The sequence below is a fragment of the Halorubrum wangae genome, from assembly GCF_051194135.1.
In the GTDB taxonomy this organism is placed as follows: Archaea; Halobacteriota; Halobacteria; order Halobacteriales; family Haloferacaceae; genus Halorubrum.
The window spans coordinates 362812-383743 of the sequence record NZ_JBLZNH010000004.1 but is presented as its reverse complement, the minus strand read 5'-3'; the positions used below and the strand labels follow the sequence as shown (position 1 = coordinate 383743).

At 63.2% G+C, this 20932-nt stretch carries 18 protein-coding genes; 7 read left to right on the top strand and 11 right to left on the bottom strand.

Annotation, left to right across the window (positions count from 1 at the left end; all coding sequences use genetic code 11):
• The first annotated feature begins 35 nt into the window (after positions 1 to 35).
• The 4 genes from ACNS84_RS14355 (at position 36) to ACNS84_RS14340 (ending at position 4103) form a co-directional block, all read left to right on the top strand.
• The gene (locus ACNS84_RS14355; RefSeq protein ID WP_435075542.1) at positions 36 to 923 is read left to right on the top strand and encodes a YqcI/YcgG family protein; all 888 of its coding nucleotides are present in this window, start codon (positions 36 to 38) and stop codon (positions 921 to 923) included.
• Positions 916 to 1509 carry a cysteine hydrolase family protein gene (locus tag ACNS84_RS14350; RefSeq protein ID WP_435075541.1) on the top strand — a complete coding sequence of 198 codons (594 nt, stop codon included), beginning with the start codon at positions 916 to 918 and terminating at the stop codon, positions 1507 to 1509. Before ACNS84_RS14355 ends, ACNS84_RS14350 begins: the two co-directional genes overlap by 8 nt.
• A 69-nt stretch (positions 1510 to 1578) precedes the next feature.
• Positions 1579 to 2517 (top strand): lipoyl synthase, encoded by a 939-nt coding sequence (gene lipA, locus ACNS84_RS14345; protein ID WP_435075540.1) that lies wholly within the window; start codon positions 1579 to 1581, stop codon positions 2515 to 2517.
• Between the two features lie 203 nt (positions 2518 to 2720).
• A complete protein-coding gene (locus ACNS84_RS14340) occupies positions 2721 to 4103 on the top strand; it encodes an ABC transporter substrate-binding protein (RefSeq protein ID WP_435075539.1) in 1383 nt (460 codons plus the stop codon).
• A gap of 431 nt (positions 4104 to 4534) precedes the next feature.
• On the opposite strand, the gene ACNS84_RS14335 is transcribed toward ACNS84_RS14340, so the two are convergent.
• The 5 genes from ACNS84_RS14335 to ggt all read right to left on the bottom strand — a co-directional run bounded on the left by ACNS84_RS14335 (position 4535) and on the right by ggt (position 10529).
• Positions 4535 to 5239, bottom strand: coding sequence for an ABC transporter ATP-binding protein (locus ACNS84_RS14335; RefSeq protein ID WP_435075538.1), 705 nt, complete (start codon positions 5237 to 5239; stop codon positions 4535 to 4537).
• Positions 5236 to 6048 carry an ABC transporter ATP-binding protein gene (locus ACNS84_RS14330; protein ID WP_435075608.1) on the bottom strand — a complete coding sequence of 271 codons (813 nt, stop codon included), beginning with the start codon at positions 6046 to 6048 and terminating at the stop codon, positions 5236 to 5238. The genes ACNS84_RS14335 and ACNS84_RS14330 overlap by 4 nt, the downstream gene beginning before the upstream one ends.
• Positions 6049 to 6179: 131 nt before the next feature.
• On the bottom strand, positions 6180 to 7556 hold the full coding sequence (locus ACNS84_RS14325; protein WP_435075537.1) for a branched-chain amino acid ABC transporter permease: 1377 nt from the start codon (positions 7554 to 7556) through the stop codon (positions 6180 to 6182).
• A complete protein-coding gene (locus ACNS84_RS14320) occupies positions 7553 to 8665 on the bottom strand; it encodes a branched-chain amino acid ABC transporter permease (RefSeq protein WP_435075536.1) in 1113 nt (370 codons plus the stop codon). The genes ACNS84_RS14325 and ACNS84_RS14320 overlap by 4 nt, the downstream gene beginning before the upstream one ends.
• Positions 8666 to 8870: 205 nt before the next feature.
• Positions 8871 to 10529: a gamma-glutamyltransferase gene (ggt, locus tag ACNS84_RS14315; RefSeq protein ID WP_435075535.1), complete on the bottom strand. Its 1659-nt coding sequence runs from the start codon at positions 10527 to 10529 to the stop codon at positions 8871 to 8873.
• Positions 10530 to 11830: 1301 nt separating this feature from the next.
• Between ggt and ACNS84_RS14310 the strand changes: the two genes are divergently transcribed.
• Both ACNS84_RS14310 and ACNS84_RS14305 read left to right on the top strand, forming a co-directional pair.
• The gene (locus ACNS84_RS14310; protein WP_435075534.1) at positions 11831 to 12322 is read left to right on the top strand and encodes a redoxin domain-containing protein; all 492 of its coding nucleotides are present in this window, start codon (positions 11831 to 11833) and stop codon (positions 12320 to 12322) included.
• Positions 12323 to 12449: 127 nt separating this feature from the next.
• Positions 12450 to 13247 (top strand): SDR family oxidoreductase, encoded by a 798-nt coding sequence (locus tag ACNS84_RS14305; protein WP_435075533.1) that lies wholly within the window; start codon positions 12450 to 12452, stop codon positions 13245 to 13247.
• A gap of 65 nt (positions 13248 to 13312) precedes the next feature.
• Here the strand turns inward: ACNS84_RS14305 and ACNS84_RS14300 are convergent, their stop codons facing one another.
• The 5 genes from ACNS84_RS14300 to ACNS84_RS14280 all read right to left on the bottom strand — a co-directional run bounded on the left by ACNS84_RS14300 (position 13313) and on the right by ACNS84_RS14280 (position 18149).
• The gene (locus tag ACNS84_RS14300) at positions 13313 to 14083 is read right to left on the bottom strand and encodes an SDR family NAD(P)-dependent oxidoreductase (RefSeq protein WP_435075532.1); all 771 of its coding nucleotides are present in this window, start codon (positions 14081 to 14083) and stop codon (positions 13313 to 13315) included.
• Positions 14084 to 14128: 45 nt separating this feature from the next.
• Positions 14129 to 14518: a cupin domain-containing protein gene (locus ACNS84_RS14295; RefSeq protein WP_435075531.1), complete on the bottom strand. Its 390-nt coding sequence runs from the start codon at positions 14516 to 14518 to the stop codon at positions 14129 to 14131.
• 275 nt (positions 14519 to 14793) lie between these two features.
• Positions 14794 to 16293: a tripartite tricarboxylate transporter permease gene (locus tag ACNS84_RS14290; RefSeq protein WP_435075530.1), complete on the bottom strand. Its 1500-nt coding sequence runs from the start codon at positions 16291 to 16293 to the stop codon at positions 14794 to 14796.
• Entirely contained in the window at positions 16294 to 16869 is a 576-nt protein-coding gene (locus ACNS84_RS14285; protein ID WP_435075529.1) for a tripartite tricarboxylate transporter TctB family protein, read from the bottom strand. It abuts the gene before it with no gap.
• 155 nt (positions 16870 to 17024) lie between these two features.
• The gene (locus tag ACNS84_RS14280; RefSeq protein ID WP_435075528.1) at positions 17025 to 18149 is read right to left on the bottom strand and encodes a Bug family tripartite tricarboxylate transporter substrate binding protein; all 1125 of its coding nucleotides are present in this window, start codon (positions 18147 to 18149) and stop codon (positions 17025 to 17027) included.
• Positions 18150 to 18394: 245 nt separating this feature from the next.
• Here ACNS84_RS14280 and ACNS84_RS14275 point away from each other — a divergent pair, with 245 nt between their 5' ends.
• Positions 18395 to 19786: an SLC13 family permease gene (locus tag ACNS84_RS14275; RefSeq protein WP_435075527.1), complete on the top strand. Its 1392-nt coding sequence runs from the start codon at positions 18395 to 18397 to the stop codon at positions 19784 to 19786.
• 67 nt (positions 19787 to 19853) lie between these two features.
• Here ACNS84_RS14275 and ACNS84_RS14270 read toward each other — a convergent pair whose 3' ends face one another.
• The gene (locus ACNS84_RS14270; protein WP_435075526.1) at positions 19854 to 20840 is read right to left on the bottom strand and encodes an aminopeptidase; all 987 of its coding nucleotides are present in this window, start codon (positions 20838 to 20840) and stop codon (positions 19854 to 19856) included.
• Positions 20841 to 20932 lie beyond the last annotated feature (92 nt).

Here is a 20932-nt window from a genome sequence, read left to right as displayed (position 1 = left end):
GAAAGGCAAAAGACCGCCTCTTTCTTATAAACCCCATGAACGAGCCAGGCACCGAGGGCGTGCTGTTGGACCAGGAGACGCTCCACGACCGGCTGGACGACGCCCCCGACTGGCTGCGCGAGCATTACCGAACCTTCCGCCAGTCGATGCTCGGCGAGCGCGACGGCTCGCCGTTCCCCTGTTACTTCGGTATCGAAGTCGAGCGCGAGGGTGACCTGCTGTACGCCGCCTGCGAGTCGACGACCGACCCGGCCGCGCTCCTCCGGCTCCGAGACACCCTCTTGGAGTACCTCGACAGCTACGCGGACCACGCCGACCGCACGCCGCTCGCGGTGTTCTTCCGACCACCCGAGGGCGACCGAGGCGAGGCCTACTACCACGAGCGACTGTGGAACGTCCTCGAGTTCCTCCACGTCCACGACCCGGAACCGTGGCCCGACGACATCCCGACCGATCCGGACACCTCGCGCTGGGAGTTCTGCTTCGGCGGTGAGCCGCTGTTTCCAACGTCGCGGGCGCCGTTTTACGCCGAGCGAAAGAGCCGGTACTCGCCAGTCGGACTGGAGATCACGTTCCAGCCACGGGCCGTCTTCGAGGGGATTACCGCCGACACGGCGGCCGGCGAGCGCGCCCGCGACCTCATCCGCGACCGGATGGGCGAGTACGACGGGGTCTGTCCGCACGCCGACCTGGGCGACTGGGGCGTCGAGGGCGACCGCGAGTGGACGCAGTACCTCTTCCGCGAGGACGACGACGCGAGCCCGGACGCCTGCCCCCTGACGCCGACCCGAGACCATCCGAAGGCCCCCGAGGCGCTGCTGGAACGAGAGGCGTGGCGGCGGTTCGCGGAGGGATCACCGTCGACCGGCGCGCTCGGACCCGACGCGGACGCGACCGTCACCTCGGGGCTCGGCGATGACTGACCCGCACGGCGCCGACTCGGACCGGGCGGGGGGCCACGTCGAACCCTCCGAAGACGCCGTCCTCCTCCTGATCGACTTCCAGACCGGCTTCGACGAACCGGGGTGGGGCGAGCGAAACAATCCCGACGCCGAGGCTGTCGCGGCCGCGCTCCTCGACCGCTGGCGCGATGCCGGGCGCCCTGTCGCACACGTCCGCCACGCCTCGACGGAGTCGGACTCCCCGCTCCGACCGGACGCGCCGGGATTCGACTGGAAGCCCGAGATGGCCCCCGTCGACGGGGAGCCGACCTTCGAGAAGTCGGTCAACGGCGCGTTCCTCGAGTCGGGCCTCGACGCGTGGCTCCGCGAGGCGGGACGCGATTCTCTCGTCATCTGCGGGCTCACCACCGACCACTGCGTCTCCACGACGACGCGCGAGGCCGAGAACCGCGGCTACGACGTTCGCGTGGTCGCCGATGCGACGGCGACCCACGCCCGAGAGGGGTACGACGGCGCGGCTATCGACCCGGAGACCTCTCACCGTGTCGCGCTCGCGCACCTCGACGGCGAGTTCGCGACGGTCGTCGAAGCCGCCGACCTGCGGTAAGTCCCGCGCGAGGCCGCGGTGGGGGCGTCTGATCCTCACGTTTTTGGACTCGGCCGTCGTGGGTCGGGTATGCAACGCGGCCGTCGGAAGCCGGACTGGCTGAAGTCGCGGCCACCCTCCGGCTCTCGCTTCACGGAGATCAAAGAGCGCCTCCGCGAGCGCGACCTCCACACCGTCTGCGAGGAGGCGAACTGCCCGAACATGGGCGAGTGCTGGTCCGGCCGCGACGGCCCCGGCACCGCGACGTTCATGCTCATGGGCGACCGCTGCTCCCGGGGCTGTAACTTCTGTGACGTCGCGACCGGAGGGATGGGGCCGCTCGACCCGGACGAGCCCGAGAACGTCGCCGAGGCCGTGACCGAAATCGGCCTCGACTACGTCGTGTTGACCTCGGTCGACCGCGACGACCTCGCGGACGGCGGCTCCGCGCACTTCGCCGAGACGATCCGCGAGATCAAGCGTCGCGACCCGGAGATCCTCGTCGAGACGCTGATCCCCGACTTCCAGGGCGACCCGGCGGCGATTGACCGGATCGTCGACGCCGGCCCGGACGTGATCGCGCACAACGTCGAGACGGTCGAGCGCCTCCAGTGGCCCGTGCGCGACCGCCGCGCCGACTACGAGCAGTCGCTCGCGGTGCTCGACCGAGTGGACCGCACGTCCGACGTCCACACCAAAACCAGCCTCATGCTCGGCGTCGGCGAGTACGACCACGAGGTGTACCGGACTCTCGGCGATCTCAGCGAGGTCGGCGTCGACGTGGTCACCTTCGGGCAGTACCTCCAGCCGTCGCGCTCGCACCTCGACGTATTCGACTACGTCCACCCAGACGTCTTCGAGACGTGGCGCGCGGTCGCCGAGGAGGAGTTCGACTTCCTCTACTGTGCCTCCGGGCCGATGGTCCGCTCGTCGTACAAGGCCGGCGAGCTGTTCGTCGAGGCACTGCTCCGCGAGGGGCGCTCGCCCGAGGACGCTCGGCGTCACGCACGGGCCGCGGGCGGTGACTGAAACGAGCGGCACTCATAACGAGCGGCACTCAGCAATCAGAGAGAAGCGCTGCTACGACGGTCCGCCACGGAATCGACCAGCCCGTCCGCTACTGTATTCTCATTTATGGTGGTACTAATACACCTTAAATATGAGTTATTGACAAGACCTGTGGAGAAGTTGACAGGGGTATACTTATCAAAGAGGCCTCGTTATGAGTGAGTATGTCTTATCGCAAGAGACGCCGTGACGTATTGAAGACTGTCGGAGCTGCCGGCGCAATCGGACTCGCAGGCTGTGCAGGCGGAGACGGTGGCGACGGCAGTGACGGCGGCGACGGCGGCGACGGCGGAGATGGCGGAGACGGTGGCGACGGCGGAGATGGCGGAGACGGTGGCGACGGTGCGCCGGACCTGCTTACCGTTATCGGCTACCCCGAGAGTGGGATTCAGCTGTTCCGCGACTACTACGCGGCGTCGGACGGGGCGGAGGACATCCTCATCCCCGACGGCCTTCAGGACCCCTCGCTGCCGGGACAGGTCGGCAACGCGATGGAGAACGTCACCGGCACCGCGCCGGCGGCGGGCGGCCCGAACCAGTCCGCGTTCGAGTCCCTCTACCGCGATGCCTACGACGCGGCACCCGGCGTGTTCACCTCGCAGTCGTACGACTCGGCGGCGGCGCTGATCCTCGCGAACGTCGCGGCGGGCGAGAACGACGGCACCGCGATCCGCGACCAGCTTCGTCGCATCGCGAACCCCGGAGGTACCTCGTACGGGCCGGGAGAGTTCCTGGACGCCGTCGAGGCGGTCGCGAACGGTGAGGACATCAACTACCAGGGCGCGTCGAGCGCAGTCAACTTCGACCAGAACGGCGACCCTGCCTCCGCGGCCTACTCCATCTGGGAGTTCGCGGGGCAGGACTCCGACTCCGTCAACGTCGCGGAGACGCAGCGGTTCGAGAGCGCGAACCCCGACGGGAGCGGCCCCTCGGCTGACGACTCCCCCGGCGGCTTCGGCCGCGAAGTGAGCGTCGGAATCCTGCTCCCCGAGACCGGCGACCTCGCGTCGACGGGTCAGCCGATGATCCGCGCGGCGGAGCTCCCGGCCCAGCAGGTCAACGAATCCGACCTCGACCTGACGGTCAACGCCCAGTTCGAGGACACGAACACCTCGCCCGACCAGGGGGTCAGCGGCGCCGAGTCCCTCGTCAGCGCGGGGGTTCCCGCAGTGTGCGGGACGGCCTCTTCCGGCGTGAACATCCCCGTCTGTCAGGAGACGCTCATCCCGAACGAAGTCGTCGGCTGCTCGCCGTCCAGCACTGCGCTGTCGGTGACGAACCTCGACGACAACGACTATATCTTCCGGACCGCCCCGAGCGACCAGCTTCAGGGTCGAGTCATGGCGCAGGTCGCTTCCGAGCGCCTCGGCGCCTCGACCGCCGCGACGCTGTACGTCAACAACGACTACGGTCAGCAGCTCTCCGAGCGCTTCAGCAACGTGTTCGAAGACGAGTTCGGTGGAGAGGTGTACGACCAGATCAGCTTCAACATCGGCGAGTCGTCGTACTCCAACGTCGTCGAGCAGGCGCTCAACAGCGGGAACTGACGCGCCGTTCGGGCGTCACGGACAACCAGTTTCGCACCCTCGTTTTTTGACGGTGTTGAACCCTCACTCGATAACAGATGTGTCCAGCCGTGCCGCCGACGGTGTGTGAGTGTCGGTCACGAGAACGTGCGTGACTCCGGGTATCTGGGTCTGTGGATGGGTGATCAGCGATCTCCTTCGGAGTTGTACTCGTCGTCACTGACGTGTGCTAATCAGTTGACGGCGTTCCCGTCACGCGCTTCTTGAATAGCGATGTGTCTCATCGCATTGTTCCACGTCGCGCCATGAGGGTGTTTCTCCCCCGGGGTAATCCGCCAGACGCCCGTCTTCAAAGAGTCGAACGCTCCACGGTGCGCCGAGCGGTGCGTCGGCACTAGGGCGTTTCACTACGTCACAGTCTCGGACGATGGCCGTTGAGCGGACGCCGCTGACTACCCGCCGAGGAACTCGCGGCGGACGTCCTCGTCGTTCAGCAGCGCCATCCCCTCGTCCTCGAACCGGTTCTTTCCGTTCGCGAGCACGTACCCGCGATCGCAGCGTCTGAGCGCCTCCTTGGCGTTCTGTTCGACCATCAAAATCGCCGTGCCGGAGTCGTTGATCTCGTCGATCTTGTCGAACATCTCGTCGACGAGGTCGGGCGCGAGCCCCGCGCTGGGCTCGTCGAGCAGCAGCAGGTCGGGGTCGAGCATCAGTGCACGACCCATGGCGAGCATCTGTCGCTGACCGCCGCTCAGCGTCCCCGCCTGCTGGTCTTTCCGCTCCTCGAGTATTGGGAACCGGTCGTACACCGCACGGAGTGCGTCCTGCGGCACCTCGTCGAGGATGTACGCGCCCATCTCGAGGTTCTCCTCCACGTCGAGCTCTGCGAAGACGTTCTTGTTCTGGGGGACGTAGCCGAGCCCCTTGTGAATGACATCCTCGGGGTTCGTCCCGCTGATGTCTTCTCCGTCGAACGTCACGGTGCCTCCCATATGCGTCGTCAGTCCGAACACCGACTTCATCACTGTCGACTTGCCGGCCCCGTTGGGTCCGACGATGGTGATGTACTCCTCGTAGTCGACGTCGAGGTTGACGTCGGTGAGGATCTGCAGGTCGCCGTAGCCGGCGTTCAAGCCGCGGACCTCGAGCAGACTCATACCTCACCTCCGAGATAGGCCTCGATGACTTCCTCGCTCTCTTTGATCTCCGTCGGCGTTCCGTCCTTCAGGATCCGGCCCTGATGCATAACGATGACCCGCTCGCAGTTGTCCATAATGAGGTCCATGTCGTGTTCCACGATGAGGAACGTGTATCCCTGCTCGCGCAGCTCGTGGATGTGTTCGAGGAGCCGCTTTTCGAGCGTCGGGTTGACCCCGGCGAAGGGCTCGTCGAGGAGCATGACGTCGGGGTCAGTCAGCAGCGCCCGCGCCATCTCCAGTAGTTTCCGCTGGCCGCCGGAAAGGTTCCCGGCGTACTCGTTGGCGAGGTGATCGATCTCGAAGAAGTCGAGCACCTCCCAGACGCGTTCGAGCTGCTCGGTCTCCTGCTCGCGCACCGACGCGCGGGCCACCGGCATGACCGACCGCCACAGCGACTCGCCGATCTGCCCCTTCGGCGCGAGCATCATGTTCTCGAGGACGGTCATCTCCTCCAGCTCGCGGGCGATCTGGAACGTGCGCGCGAGCCCGCGGTTCGCGATTTCGTAGGGTTGCAGGCCGGTGATGTCCTCGCCGTTGAACCGGACCGTCCCCTCGGTGGGGTCGAGCATCCCCGTGATGAGGTTGAACGTCGTCGACTTCCCCGCGCCGTTCGGGCCGATAAGTCCGGTGAGCGTTCCCTCTTCGACGTCGAAGCTGACGTCCTCGACGGCGACGATGCCGCCGAACTCCTTCCGGAGCCCCTCGACTTCGAGAGGCGCGTATCGATCTCCGTCCTCCCCGCTCGGGAGGTCGGTTTCGGTGCCCATGACATCGGTGAGGTCGGGATCAGACGACGACCCGTCGGCCGAGGCGTCGCCCTCGGTCATTGCCGGATCGTCGTCTGCTGTCGCCTCGTCCGTCGGAACGGAGTCGTTGGTGGTGGATTCGTTGGTTTCGCTCATCGCTCGTCACCCCCATCGGCGGCCGCCGCTTTTCCGCTCGATCCGCCGGTTCCCGGTCGTGCGAGGTCGACCGTCGACGCCGTCTCCTTGCGGTGACCGAGGAGTCCCTCCGGGCGGTTGTGCATCAGCCAGATCAGCACGACGCCCATGATGACCAGCCGCAGCTGACTGACGCTGTCGAGCGTGTACAGCACGAACGGCACCGGGTCCAGCGAGCCGAACGCCGCGACCGCCTCGCCGAAGTTCCGCGGCGCATCGCCGAGTTCGAAAGCGGTCTCGACGAGGTTCTTGAAGTACCGCGGCCCCTCGTACAGGACGCCGGCGAAGATGGCGCCTCCGAGGAAGCTGCCAGTGTTCGAACCCGCGCCGCCGATGATCAGCGCGATCCAGACGAAGAAGGTGATGTTCGGTCGGAACGAGGGCGGCGTGATGCTCCCGCGGCTCGAGTACCACAGGATACCGCCGAGCCCCATCAGCGCGGCGCCGAGGACGAACGCCGTGAGCTTGAACCGGTCAGTGTTTTTCCCCAGCGCGTTCGCCACGTCCTCGTCCTCGCGGATCGCCTTCAGGACGCGCCCGAACGGCGACTTTCCGGTCCGCGAGAGCAGGACGTAGAACAGTCCGACGCCGATGAGCAGCAGAACCCCGTACGCCAGGCCGTCGATCACCGGCTTCGGGTTGTTCGGGATGAGCGTCTGCTGGACCAGTTCGACGAACCCGAGGTACGGTTCCCAGAGGAATAGGGCTCGCAACAGCGCCTCGAGCGGGTCCGTGTAGTCCAGGATGAGCCCGCCGCCGCCACCCAGCCCGACGGTGTCAGCCGTCGGGTCGAAGGTGAACAGCCAGAGGTCGATCGTATCCGGGATCGTGAACGTCTGGAACGTCCGAGACATCATCGTGAACCGGACGATCTCCGAGAACGCCACGGTCACGATCGCGAGGTAGTCAGCCCGGAGTCGCAGAGCGGGCAGCGCGACGAGGAGCCCGAACAGGCCCGCCACGAGCACGCCGGCGATGACGCCGACGAACAGCGGAAGTCCGAACCCGCCGACCTGCGCGGCGCCGCCCTCCGCGACCGGCGGCTTCGAGACCAGCGCGGTCACGTAAACGCCGATTCCCATGAAGCCGATAATGCCGATGTTGAACAGTCCGGTGTACCCCCAGTGGAGGTTCAGCGCCAGCGCGAGCATGCCGAACACGCCGATGTAGAACGTCAGGTTCGCTATCGAGTTCAGCTGTCCGCGGAGCCCGTACCCGAACGCGACCCCGGCGAGAATGTACGCCAAGTAGATTGCGCCGAGGACGGCGAGGACGAGCGTCACGTCTCGTTCGAACAGCCCCTCGAATCGCTCGCGAATGTCACTTGCGCTCATGCTGTCGACCTCCCGCTGAAGATGCCTTCCGGTTTAAACAGTAGAATCACGATCATGACGAGGAACGCAGCCGCGCGACCGAACTCGGAGGGGATCCAGACCACGGAGACGGAGGCGGTCAACCCGATGATGATCCCGCCGCCGATCGCGCCGTAGATGGATCCGATTCCGCCGAGGATGACCGCGGCGAACACGAGCAGCAGCAGCAGCCAGCCGTCGTTGAATCCGAGCGTTCCCTTCCAGAGGACGAACATGTAGCCCGCGACGCCGGTGAGTCCGGCGCCAACGATCCACGTCGTGCGGATGACCTGCTCGGTCGGGATTCCGGTGATCCGGGCCAAGTCTTCGTTGTCCGACATCGCGCGCATCGCCTTCCCGAGTTTCGTCCGCTGAAGCAGCAGGTGCACGCCGAGCATGAGCCCGGCGGCGACGACCACGAGACTGATGTCGTGGGCGGTCACCCGGAACGTCCCGTCGATGGCTGGGACGTTTATCCGCGGGACGGAGCCCGCTGCGGTCGTTCCGCGTACCCCCGCTCCGAAGACGAACTGGAGCAGGTATCGGAGCGCGAATGCGACCCCAATACTGGTTATCAGCAGGGCGATACCGCTCTCGTCACGAATCGGGCGGTAGACGAACTTGTCGATCACCAGCGCCAGCGCGATGGTCGCCAATCCTGCCAAGATGGCCCCGAAGAGCACGGCGAGGGGCGCGGTCGTCACCCCGATACCGAGTGCGCCACCGAACACCGATCCGCCAGCACCGACGAGCAGGAGCGCGCCGATGCTGTTCTGTCCCACTCCGGCGATGAAGTAGCTGGTCGCCATTCCGGCGAATGCCCCGCTGGTGAGGTAGTCGCCGTGTGCGAAGTTCGCGAAGTTGAGAATACTGTACGTCATTGAGAGTCCGATACCCGCCAACCCGATGATCAGCCCTCTGAGCAACCCGTCCCAGACGAGAGATGCGAGGCTGCTGATCTGGATCCCGCCGGTCAGAAGACCGCTGACGAGCGACCACACCATCCATAGGGCCACGAGCAGGACCCCGATGGCGAGCGGTTCCTCGCGGAGAGTTTGGCGGTATCGAACGTACGTTTCAGAGACACTCACGTGATAACACTCCTTCAACTCAACGTGTGAAATCGACCTATAAGACGTTTTCTACCCAGAACCGGGCGACGTACGTCGTATTCATCCCATTCGGCGCTGCCAGCGGGTCGTCCGAGCAAGCCAGTGATCCGCCTCGCCGTCCCCATCTCGCCCGCCACGCGAACGCGGGCGTCAAATCTCTGGACGGCTACGGACCGCTCGCCGGTCAGTACCCCTGTGCGTTGCCGTCTTTCCGGGGCTCGGTGGCGGCGGAGAGCACGCCGTCCTCGTTGCGGACGATCTGCGCACCGCCAAACTGCACCGGCGAGAGCGTCCTGACGTCGTGGCCCTTCCGCACCAACTTCGCGGCGACGTCGTCGTCGAAGTGCGGTTCGACGCCCAGTTCGCCGCTCTCGCGGTACCGCCACCGCGGCTCGTCGAGCGCGCGCTGCAGCGGCATCCCGTAGTCGACGATGTTCGAGATGACCTGCACGTGCCCCTGCGGCTGCATGTATCCGCCCATCACGCCGAAGGCCGCCCAGTCGTCCTCGTCGAGGCGGACGACGGCGGGAATCAGCGTGTGGAACGGCCGCTTCCCGGGTTCGAGGCTGTTCGGGTGCTCGGGGTCGAGCGAGAACGACGCGCCGCGGTTCTGGAGGGCGATCCCCGTCTCGCCCGCGACGAGCCCAGAGCCGAAGCCGGCGAACCGCGAGTTGATGTACGAGACGACGTTGCCCTCGTCGTCGGCGACGGTGAGAAGCACCGTGTCGGCGTCCTCGGCGTTAGCGTTCGGCACGCCGAACGAGACGTCGTGGTCGGCGGTCGGCCCGACGCCGGCCGCTCGGCTCGTCGCCCACTCCGTCGACGCGAGCGGCGGGACTTCCTCGTACGCGGGGTCGGTGATATGTCGGTGGCCGTCGTGGAAGGCGAGCTTCATCGCCTCGGCGAAGTAGTGAACGCGCTCTGCGGTGTCGTACTCGTACTCGCCGGCGCCCAGTTCGGCGGCGACGTTGAGCGCCTCCAACGCGATGAGTCCCTGATTGTTCGGCGGGAGCTCGTACACCTCGGCCCCGTTGTACGTGGTGGAGACGGGGTCGGGCCACTCGACCTCGAAGTCGGCGAGGTCGTCGACGGTCATGAACCCGCCCTGCGACTGGACCTCCTCGGCGATGGCCTCGGCGATTTCCCCCTCGTACACCGCGTCGGCCCCCTCGTCTGCGATCGTCTGCATCGACTCGCCGAGCCGCGGGAGCGTGGCGATATCGCCGACTTCGGGCGCGTTGCCGTCGAACAGGAAGGCCTCCCGAGCGTGGTCGTCCGTGAACAGCTCCTCCGCGCCGGCCCAGTAGGAGGCGATGACCTCGGAGACCGGATACCCCTCGGTGGCGTATCGGATCGCTGGCGCGAGGGCGTCGGCGAGGGTGAGCCGTCCGAGTTCCTCTATCGTCGCCTCCCAGCCGCGGGCGGTGCCCGGAACAGTCACAGTGTGCGGGCCGTAGAATGGCATCCCGGCCTCATCGGTGTCGTCGACCGCGTAGCCGCCGTCGTCCGGATAGTACGATGCGGCGTCGTCGTCCGCGTCCAGCGCACCGCGGACGTTCTCTATCGTCGCGTCGGCGGGCGCCCCGCCGCAGGCGCGCATCGCCCCGACCTCGCCGTCGGCGGTGCGGTACAGCGCGAACACGTCGCCGCCGAGCCCGGTCGAGGTCGGTTCGACGACGTTGAGGGCGGCCGCAGTCGCCACGGCGGCGTCGAACGCGTTCCCGCCGTCGCGAAGCGTCTCGATTCCCGCCTGGCTGGCGAGGGGTTGGCTCGTGGCGACGACTCCGCGTTGGCCATACACCGTCGACCGCCGCGAGGTAAATCGATCCAGATCTGGCTCCATGTCCGTTTTTTTCCTCGCTGACCTATAAGTACAGAGCCGGATCTATTCGGTCGAGGATCTCATCGATGGATAGGATTCTCTTAACTATCGTTCGTGTTATACCGGTGATCGTGAGCGAATCGAGAGATTATTGGTCGGATGGTGGGTTCCGCGGAGGACTGAAATGTGTTTATCACCAGTCTCGCTTCGGTTTCGTCTCCGGACAAGATCCTCGTCTGGTACGATATAAATATTATATTGCTATATCGAATTACGATCGCTCCCCTGTCCGTGTCCCTCCGGAACACCGACATCCGTGCACCCGAACAGCATACCGGAGGGCGTGATCCACTGTGCGGAGAGATCACTCACTCCGACAGGGAGCAGACCCTCACCGAAGAGGGAGAGTCTGTTCATCGATACGCAGAGTTAAACTGGAATTATCACCTCTCTGTCAGTAAATCCGACGGCGGTGAGAAGATACGTTGAGTTCATGCGAAGGCGATTGCTCGCACCCGACTTCGGCGGTACTCGGATCGACGCGACCACATATATTGGAGAATTGGTTTGTTCGGTTTATTATAATATTCAAAATGCGTTTATCGGCACTCCGACTCCCGTGTGTGACGCGAGAGAATCGGAGCCCGTTGCGATGACGTACCGTCTGCAACCATGAAGCACCGCCCACGAGAGATCTCGCGGCTTTGATGCAAAATTTCCTTCGTAGCACCGATAGAAACGTAGAAATCGCAGTCTCATGGTCAAACAACACCGAACGTGGAGCAGACGGGTACGATCGGGAGTAATAACAACGTACGGCCCGTCACGAGCGGGTAACTCGACACGCGGGTGCACCGACTGCGCCGGGATTCGAGTGTGTATCACCGCTCTGCCATAGCGCCGCGTCTCGCCCCATCGATGAATCACGATTCGATATTGGCTGGCCCGATTTATCAGTAACTGACGTTGTACTAAAAAGTGATACATCTGTCGAGTGAAGCAGTGTGCTGAGCTTCCACACTTCGATTATGCGGACCCGCACACCGACTCACGATACGGACGGCGGCCCCCCTGGACAGACGGCGGGCGTCGGACGCGTCCGAGCGTCAGCCATTCAAATAATCGACCGTCAAGTGAGGTGAGCGAACTCAGGCACCGACTATCCGACATCGGGTATCGTGTGTGGCGCGAGCGCGCCGTCGACGAGTGCGAGTTCGGTCTTCTTAATCGCGGTCGTTTTACTGCCGATCCGGTCTGTGGTTTTCGTTACCGACGTCGAATGACCCGCTAACCTTACGTCGTTCTCTGCGGTACGGGTGGCCATGAGTTCCGAAGGTGACCGTGCACCCGACTTTACGCTCCCGCTCGCCGGGGGAAACGGCTACGATGACGTCTCTGAGTTCACGCTTTCCGAGGCGATTGGAGACGGCCCGATTGTGCTCGCGTTCGTCCCCGGTGCGTTCACGAGTGGCTGTACCGAGGAGATGTGTACCTTCGGGAGCGAATTAGGTTCCTTTGAGGCGCTCGACGCCGAGGTGTACGGAGTCAGCGTCGACCTTCCGTTTGCTCAGAACGTCTGGATAGCACAGGAGGGGTTCAGTATCCCGATGCTCTCGGACTGGAATCACGAGGCCATCCGGTTGTATGACGTCGTCTACGAGAATATGTACGGGTCGATCGAATCCGCCCAGCGAAGCGTGTTCGTTATCGATTCGGACGGGATTATCACGTATCGATGGGTTCGCGACGGTGGGAACCCGCAGTTCGATTCCTTCGTCGATGATGTCCGAGAACGGGTGAAAGAGGCGCGCTGATCGCGCTGTTGTCGGCGACTCGCGATCGGTTCGCGACCCCGACCAGATGTGGTGTCCAGCCTGCCCTCTGAGTCGGGAGTCCTCAGACGAACGGAATCGTTACGTCCCTCCCGTGTGAGATGCTGGCATGGACTTAGGGCTCAGCGGAGCGTCGGTGTTCGTAGCCGCGGCAAGCAAAGGGCTCGGATTGGGGGCGGCCACGCGGTTCGCCGCGGAGGGAGCGAACGTGACAATCGCCTCCCGCAGCGCGGACAATCTCGCTCGTGCTCGCGAGACGATACTTGACGAGACCGACTGTGACGAGGACGCGGTGTTCACGGTTGAGATGGATCTCGCCAACCGCGACGAGATAGAGTCTGGCATCGAGGAAGCGACGACGGAGTTCGACGGGCTTGACGTGCTGGTAACCAACCACGGGGGTCCGGACAATGCCTCTTTCGAGGAGACCTCCATCGAGGCGTTTGACGGAGGGTACAACGACGTTATCCGGAGCACGGTCGTTCAGTGTAAGGCCGCTCTCCCAGCGCTTCGCGACGGCGGCGGCGCGGTTACACACCTCGTGGCCGCCTCTGCGGCGGAGCCGACGGCGCACGGTACGCTCGGAAACGTGTTTCGACCGGGCATCTACGGGCTCTCGAAGACCCTCGCCAACGAGGAGGGAGAAAACGGGGTTCGATCGAACTGCGTTGCCCCTCGCGGAGTACTCTCCGACCGTATCGAATCGAAGATTGCCGCGCGGGCCGAGCGCGAGGGGATATCGGAACAGGCTGTGCGAGAACTTCGTGTCGAGGAGCTGCCGCTTCCCGAGATGGGCACTACCGAAGAGTTCGGCAAGGCGGTCGCCTTCGTCTCCTCACCGGCTGCGTCGTACATTACCGGGTCGGTGTTACCCGTCGACGGTGGGTGGAGTTCGCGTCTCCTGTAGTCGGACGAGGAGTGGTTCCATCACGGCCGGCCCGACAGTGCCGTGACGGAGCCGCCTGCAAGCAGTTACTCTTCGGGAACCAGCGTCGGCGTCGGGTAACTCCCCCCGTTGACGTGTAATACCTGTCCGGTCACGAACGACGCGGCGTCTGACGCGAGGAAACAGCACGCGTCGGCCACCTCCTCGACCTCGCCGAGCCGTCCGAGCGGGGTCGAACGGACCACTTCGTTCTCGATCCGCTCCCACTCATCGGTCCGGGTTCGGTCCACGTCGATGAGTCCGGGCGAGACCCCGTTGATCCGGATCCCGTCCGAGCCCAACTCGGTCGCCAACTGCCGTATCTGCCCTTCGATCCCCAGTTTCGAACCGTACGAGTGAGCGTGCCCGTGTTTGCCGAGGTACACCATCGCTCCGATCAGATTCACGACTGAGCCCCCGCCCCGCGCCTTCATGTCCGGGACGACCGCCTGCGTCGTCTGAAACACGCCTCTAAAATTCACGTCGAGCACGCGATCGATATCTTCGGTCTCCACGTCAAGAAACGGTTTCGACGGTCGGTACGTCGCGTTGTTCACGAGCACGTCGATCGGGCCGAGTCGATCGCGGATCGCTTCGACTACCGACACGACGTCGTCCGGGTCGCCGATGTCGCCGAGTGAGACTGCGGCGTCGCTACCGACCGCGCGAACACGACGCGCGGTCTCTTCGCATCCCTCTTCGTCAGTTCGCGCCGTGATCCCCACATCGGCTCCGGCCTCTGCGATCCGGACCGCCGTCGCTCGGCCGATATTCCGACTCGATCCGGTGACGAGAGCGGTTTTGCCGGTCAGATCCATCGTCGACCTCCCTCGCGTTTCCTCGACCGTCCGGTCGCTACTCGATCAGACATCGAACTCTGTTTGGTACTCGGTCGCATCGAGGCGATCCTCCCGAAGAGGCCAGAACGCAAGGAGGCGCGCTGGGTCCTCGGAGACGGTGCGAGACGCGTGTGGGACGTCCGGGGGAATTTCCACCGCATCGTGGACGCCGAGCGAGACTCTGTCTCCGTCGACGAGGAAATCGACTTCGCCTTCGATAACGATCGTCGTCTGCTCCCACGGGTGACTGTGCTGCGGCTTATCTTCTCGCTCGGGGCCGATCGTCGTCATCCCGACCATCTGGTCGACACCCCGGAAGACGACCTGCTCGAACCCGGGGCCTTCCTTCGCGACGGGAGCATCGGCAAGATTGTACACCGACGGGATCTCGGATGGGTTGTATTTGCGTACCATGCCTCATCAACTGACGAGAAGACCTTAAAAATATAGCCTGCTGAGAGCACACCGTGATGCGGGGCGAAAGCCACACTCCGGTAGTGATCCTAGTGATCCTCGTGATCCGCCTGAATACGTGCGAGCGTCGTCAGGTGCTCGGTGACGCGCTCTCCGCGTCTGTGTCGCCCGTAGGCCCGTCCGTGGATGTCTCCGCGAGATTTGAGAGTTCTCCACGAGGAGCGAAAAATGCGAGCACAGAAACGCGACAACAGGTAGACGGCGTCTGTCGCCAATTACGTGTTTCTGGCGACCAGCTCTTTGAGCTTCGGTCCGAGGAACGGACCCAGCAGGACGACGACGATTGCGATGACCAGCATCAACGAGAGCGGCTTGCTGATGAAGATGTCGAGCGAACCGCCCGAGAGTTGGAGCGACCGAAGGAGGTTCTGCTCGGCGATCGGTCCGAGGACGATTCCCAGAACGAACGCGACCATCGAGAAGTTGTGCTTGCGCATGTAGTAGCCGATGAACCCCAGCCCCAGGATGGTGAAGACGTCGACCCAGTTGTTCCGGAGCGCAAGGGCGCCGAGCGTCGCGAGCACGAGGATGATCGGGATGATGTAGTTGGTATCGATCTGCGTCACGTAGCTGAGCTTCGTGATAACGGTGAGGCCCAGAATGAGGATGACGACATTCCCGACTAACAGCGCGATGAACATGCTGTACGTCTGCGGCAACTGGCTGGTGAACAGGTCCGGACCGGGAATGAGTCCGTGCATGATGAGTCCCCCGAGGAGGACTGCGGTCGACCCGCTCCCCGGAATTCCGAAGGAAAGCGTCGGGATGAGCGAGCCGCCAACGGTTCCGTTATTCGATGCTTCCGAGGAGATGACGCCTTCGGGATTCCCGTTCCCGAACTCCTCTGCGTTTTTCGACGAGCGCATCGCCTCGCCGTACGCGAGGAAGTTCGACACCGAGGCACCCGAGCCCGGAATTGCGCCGATACCCATCCCGATGAATGCCGATTTTATCACCGTGACTGGATGTCGGAAGGTCTCTCTGATTCCCTCTCGAAGGCTCCCGCTGATGGAGATGTCGGCGTCTGCGATCTCCGTCTGATCGCGGGCGAGTATCAACATCTCCGTCACGGCGAACAAGCCGATCAACGCGGCGACGTACGACAGTCCGTCGCGGATTGCGAACCACCCGAACGTGTATCGGAGCGTGGGTGCGACGGGCGCGATGCCGATAGTGGTCAACAGGAGACCGAAAAATCCGGCGACGAGTCCCTTCACCATCGACCCCTGCGAAACGATGGTGATCATCGAAAGGCCCAACAACGCGATGAGGAAGTACTCGGGCGACCCGAAGAGCAGGACGATCTCGACGAGCACGGGGGAGATCAGGAACAGCGCGATGATGGTGAACAGTCCACCGACTGACGAGGCGACCGCCGACATCGCAAGTGCGTTTTTCGCTTTCCCCTGTTTGGACATCGGGTAGCCGTCGAACGTCGTCGCTGCCGCCGCCGCGGTACCGGGGACATTGATGAGGATCGCAGCGATACTTCCTCCGTACATCGCGCCGCTGTAGATGCTCACGAGGAGAATAATCGCGCTGATACCCTCGAGGGGAAGCGTCAGTGGGAGGATAATCGCCATCCCGAGAGAGGAACCGATACCAGGAAGCGACCCGAAGAAGATTCCGAGTAGTAGCCCCACAAACATCAAGCCGATAGTCGGCCAGCCGAACGCGATGCCAACTGCTTCAGTGAGGGCGCTGACTGTCGCCATCTACACGACACCCCCGAGACCGATTTGAAGGAGATCGCCGACGTATACGCCGCGGTCGACCGGAACGATCAGCACAGTGGTGAATGCGTACGCGAGGAGCGTACCGATCCCAGTCAAGAATGCGATCATGTACCACGGCTGTTCGAACCAAGCGGTGTAGGCGATCACGAACAGCGGCGTCATCAGGAACATCGAGAACAAGTAGCTCAGACCGATGTACAGCGTGATGAGTACCGCGGTGAACACGGCGGGAGAGAGCGGCCGATCGGGGAGCTCCGTGGACGGCCCCCCGGACTGATCCTCCTCATCCTTTTTCGCCTGAACCTGATCGGTCTCCCGGCTCCCGCCGGTGATCGATGTCGACCCGGCCACGACGGTGTAAAACGGCTCCGGCAGGTAGTTCCGGATCAGAAGCAGAACTGACCCGATCAGCGTCGCCAATCCGATGTACCGCGGGAAGATAGCCGATGACTGGTTCCACTGGAACGTCTGGATAACCATGGCGCCGGAAACGACTACCAGAAATCCAAGAAGGATCTGTTCGCTGTCCACATTGTCGAGTTGTTGTTGTACCATGTCAGATAGTGACATTTTTTTACGCTGTAATGTATTTTTCGTCCGCGCTCAGGATGTTCGGCCGATCGGGCCGCTTCATCGAGATCGACAGACGCACCGCGGTCGGTGTATCGCGCGATTTCGAGAAGCTAATCAATGAAATGGGTGGAGGGTGATCAGCTCGTGGCTTCCCGCAGAGCCTCGATGTCGACGTTTTCGGGGATCTGCTCGAAGGCGTCCTGGAGCACCTGATCGGCGAACTCCGGCGGGTTGTACTGGATGATGTTGCCGGTCTCCTCAGACCACGACTGAACCGACTCCGACTGGAGCGCCTCCTCGACGGCGCTCGACATCGTCTGCACGACCGAGTCCGGCGTCTCGCCCGGCATCCACATACACCGAGTGAGCTGACCGACGTAGTCGATGTTGGGGTACCCTTGAGTCGTCACCGACTCCACGTCCGGGAAGACGCTACTTCCTTGGCTGGAGAGGACCGCAATCACGTCGACACGGTCGTCCGCGGCCGCGCTGAGACCGGATGCGTCGGTGGTGATACCGACCGGTACCTCCCCGGATGCGACCGCTTGAACCAGCGGACCGCCACCGTCGTACCCGATGTAGTTCTGCCAGCCCACGCCGTAGTCGTCGTTGTTCTTCATGATCTCAGCGATGACATTCACGATACCACCGCGCTGCTGACCACCGATATTGGTGATGTCGCCGTTGTCGTACGCCTCGATGGCGGCTGCGAGGTCGCTGTACCCCTGGTCGGGATTCGCGTAGACGACGTACGGCGTCCGAGCGTACCCGGCCACGCCTCGGAGGTCCGTCAGCTCCCAGTCTTCAGCCGGGTTCAACATGTACGAAACCGGCGTCGACGGCGGATTGAATCCGCCGAAGGTGTAGCCGTCCGGTTCGGCACGGACCATCTGTCCTGCCCCGCGGAGCGACGCCGACCCCGGGACGTTGTTAATCTGAATAGGCACACCGAGAATCTCCGACACCTCCGGCATGATCGTTCGGGCGTACGTGTCGGTCCCACCGCCCTCGCTGAAGGGAACGATGTACTCGATCCGACGACTCGGGTAGTCGTCACCGTCGCTGCCATCGCTACCATCGCTACCATCACTACCGTCGCTACCATCGCTACCGTCGCTACCATCGCTGCCGTCGCTACCATCGCTACCATCGCCACCGTCACCGCCGTTGCCTGAGCAGCCCGCTAAACCAGCAATTCCGATTGTCGATGCGCCACCAGTATATCGCAGGAGGTTCCTGCGGGACATGCGGTCGTTTGTCATGGTCGACCCACACGGTTAGACAGTACAATCATATTTAACCATTACCATAATTTACTCGACACCTATAACGGAACTATCTGAGATGTTGCGGATATCTCTGTGGGAGGTCAGCTGTCGTGGCTCGATTGGGACCACTGAACGACCGCGAACCGGACTGAGCTCAGGTCTGAGGGGAGCTGTTCGGTGAACCGCCTGCTTCACTACCTTTATCCGACCCTACCACATCTGTAAGTTTCATTCAATACATGCGGGGTTCAAGGGATATCGATATCGTACCGGCAATCGGCGTAGCGCTCGGCGTAGTCTGCCTCTACGGAAGCGTCGCCGGCTTCCCGGTCGACGGACTCACCCCGACCGGTCAGCGCGTGCTCGGTCTGTTCTTTTTCGCGCTCGTTATGTGGCTTACCAAGCCGGTTCCCTTTGCGATATCGAGTCTCACGACCGTCGTACTTCTGTACGTGCTGGGTATCGCCGACTCGTTCGCCGTGGCTGCCAGCGGTTTCTCGTCGCGGCTCATCTTCTTCCTGATTATCCTGCTGCTTCTCGGAAACACCATCTCGAAGGTCGGGTTGGACGAGCTTATCGCTCGACGGCTGCTCGTGGCCGACTCGCCAGCGGAGACGATCCGGCTGGCCGCTGCGGGGCTACTCGCACTCTCGTTTATGATGCCGTCGGCGCTGGCTCGGACCGTGGCGTTTCTCCCGCTCTTCGAGGAACTCGACGAGCTTTGGGACGTCCCGGACGACGAGAACTTCCTCCTCAACGCTCACCTGATCCTCGGACACGTCAACCCGGTCGCGTCGATGGGACTGATGACTGGCGGGGGGATGGCGATTCTCTCCTCGGAGTTCATCCGCTCGTCCGTTACTGATATCTCTTGGCTGGACTGGGCGGTGTTGATGCTCCCCCCGACGGTGTTCATCTTCGTCCTCGCAGTCGCGACCATTCTCTTCCTCCACCCCGTCGGCGCCGCAACCGCCTCCACACCCGAGCAAAAGCGCCCATCTGGAACCGGATTCAACCGAGATCAACGGATCGTCATCGGCGTAATGATCGCGGTTATCTTCCTCTGGGTCGTCGGGTCGTTCGTTGGAGTCCCGACGATTCTCCCTCCCACCGCGGCGATCCTTTTCCTCGCGCTGCCGGGGCTCAGGATCGTTACCGCTGACGACGTGACCACGATCAGTTGGGGGATCATCTTCGTCTTCGGAACGATGTTCTCCTTGCTCGAGGTCTTGGAGTCGTCCGGCGTCCTCACGTGGGTGATCGGAAACGCGGAACAGGCGCTTCCGTTCGCCTCCCTACCCCTCTGGCAGACCGTCACGCTCCTGTTGGCGCTGGCGTTCGTGGTCAGACTGTTCTTCTCGACGGCGTCGGCGTCACTACTCGTGTTGTTCCCGGTAATGTTGAGATTCGCCGACACGTTTGAGATAAACGCGCTGTTCCTCTCGCTGTCGCTGATGATGGTGGTCGGCTGTTCGACCGTGTTCCCGTTCAACACGACGACGGTGCTCCTGACCTACGATAAGGGGCCGATGTCCTCGGTCGACGTGATGGTGACGGGACTCATCACGACGGGGTACGCCGTCATCGCTATCGTCCTCTGCTGGGGTTTCTACTGGCCACTGGTCACCTAACAGAGAATGGCCGAAACGAAATCGAGAGCTGATCGACGGCGACTGCCATCCGATTTGCCCGCCGAAATTACAGGAATTTCTCGGTGAGGAGACGACCGTTTTCGACGACGGTCTCTCCGTCCAGTTCGACCGTCGGCGTTCGCAGGACACCGTCCAGATGAATGTCGCTCTTTCTGGTCCCGCCGAGCGACTCGTTGTCGCCGATGGCGAAGTGAACCGTCCCGCTCCGCTTCTTGTCTTCTGCGAGGTTGCCGATCAGCTTCGCCTTCGGGTTCGTCCCCATCGCGAACTCGGCGAGGTTTCCAGCGTTCTCGTCGCTACGCTCGATCAGGTCGCGGAGCTCATCTGCTTGGCTCCCTCCGTCGATATCGCTCACGAAGCCGTCTTCGATCTCCATCGTGATCGGCTCGTCGAGCTGGCCGAGGTTGTCCATCGACACGTCGAAGACGATCGTTCCGTTCGCCGTGTCCTCTTTCGGGTGAGTCGGGGATTCGCCCGGGGGCAGCGTGGCAAACCCTTCCGTCTCGTGATAGTACCCGTCGAGCGCGAACGCGGGACAGCCGTCGACGCTGAAGCTGATATCGGTTCCTTGTCTGCTCGTGACGCGAACATCGGAGGCGGCGTCGTGTACGTCCCGAAGTCCCTCGGTGATGCGACGGAGTTCCTCGAAGTCGACGGTCATTGCGCCTTCGACCATCATCTCCTCTGTGACACCGCGAAGGATCCCGAACCGGGTCCCCTCCTCGGCGGCGCGCAGACGCGACCGCGTGTGCGTGATCGCGTGCGTAGTACACGTGAATGCCACGTCTGCCGCGACCATGGCCTCGGCGACGACGTCCGGCGGCTCGTTCCCGTGGCTATCTAGAAGCGGCATCACCGACATCGTCGTCGTCGCACCGGCCGCGTTGGCGGCCGTCGCGATGTTTCGGCCGACGCCAACCTTCCGAGCGTCCGTGATAACGAGGACCTCTTCGCCGGGTTTGACGTCAAGACATTCCTCGACGACCGACGTCGACGCGCCGATCATCTCTAAGTCGAGCATTTGCTCAGGCATACGACCTACCCATCCGTGGGACCGCGCTTAAATCTATGCGTGGACTCAGACGTCGCTGCGGCTCTCGTGGCGGGAACTTGTCTGTCTCGGGA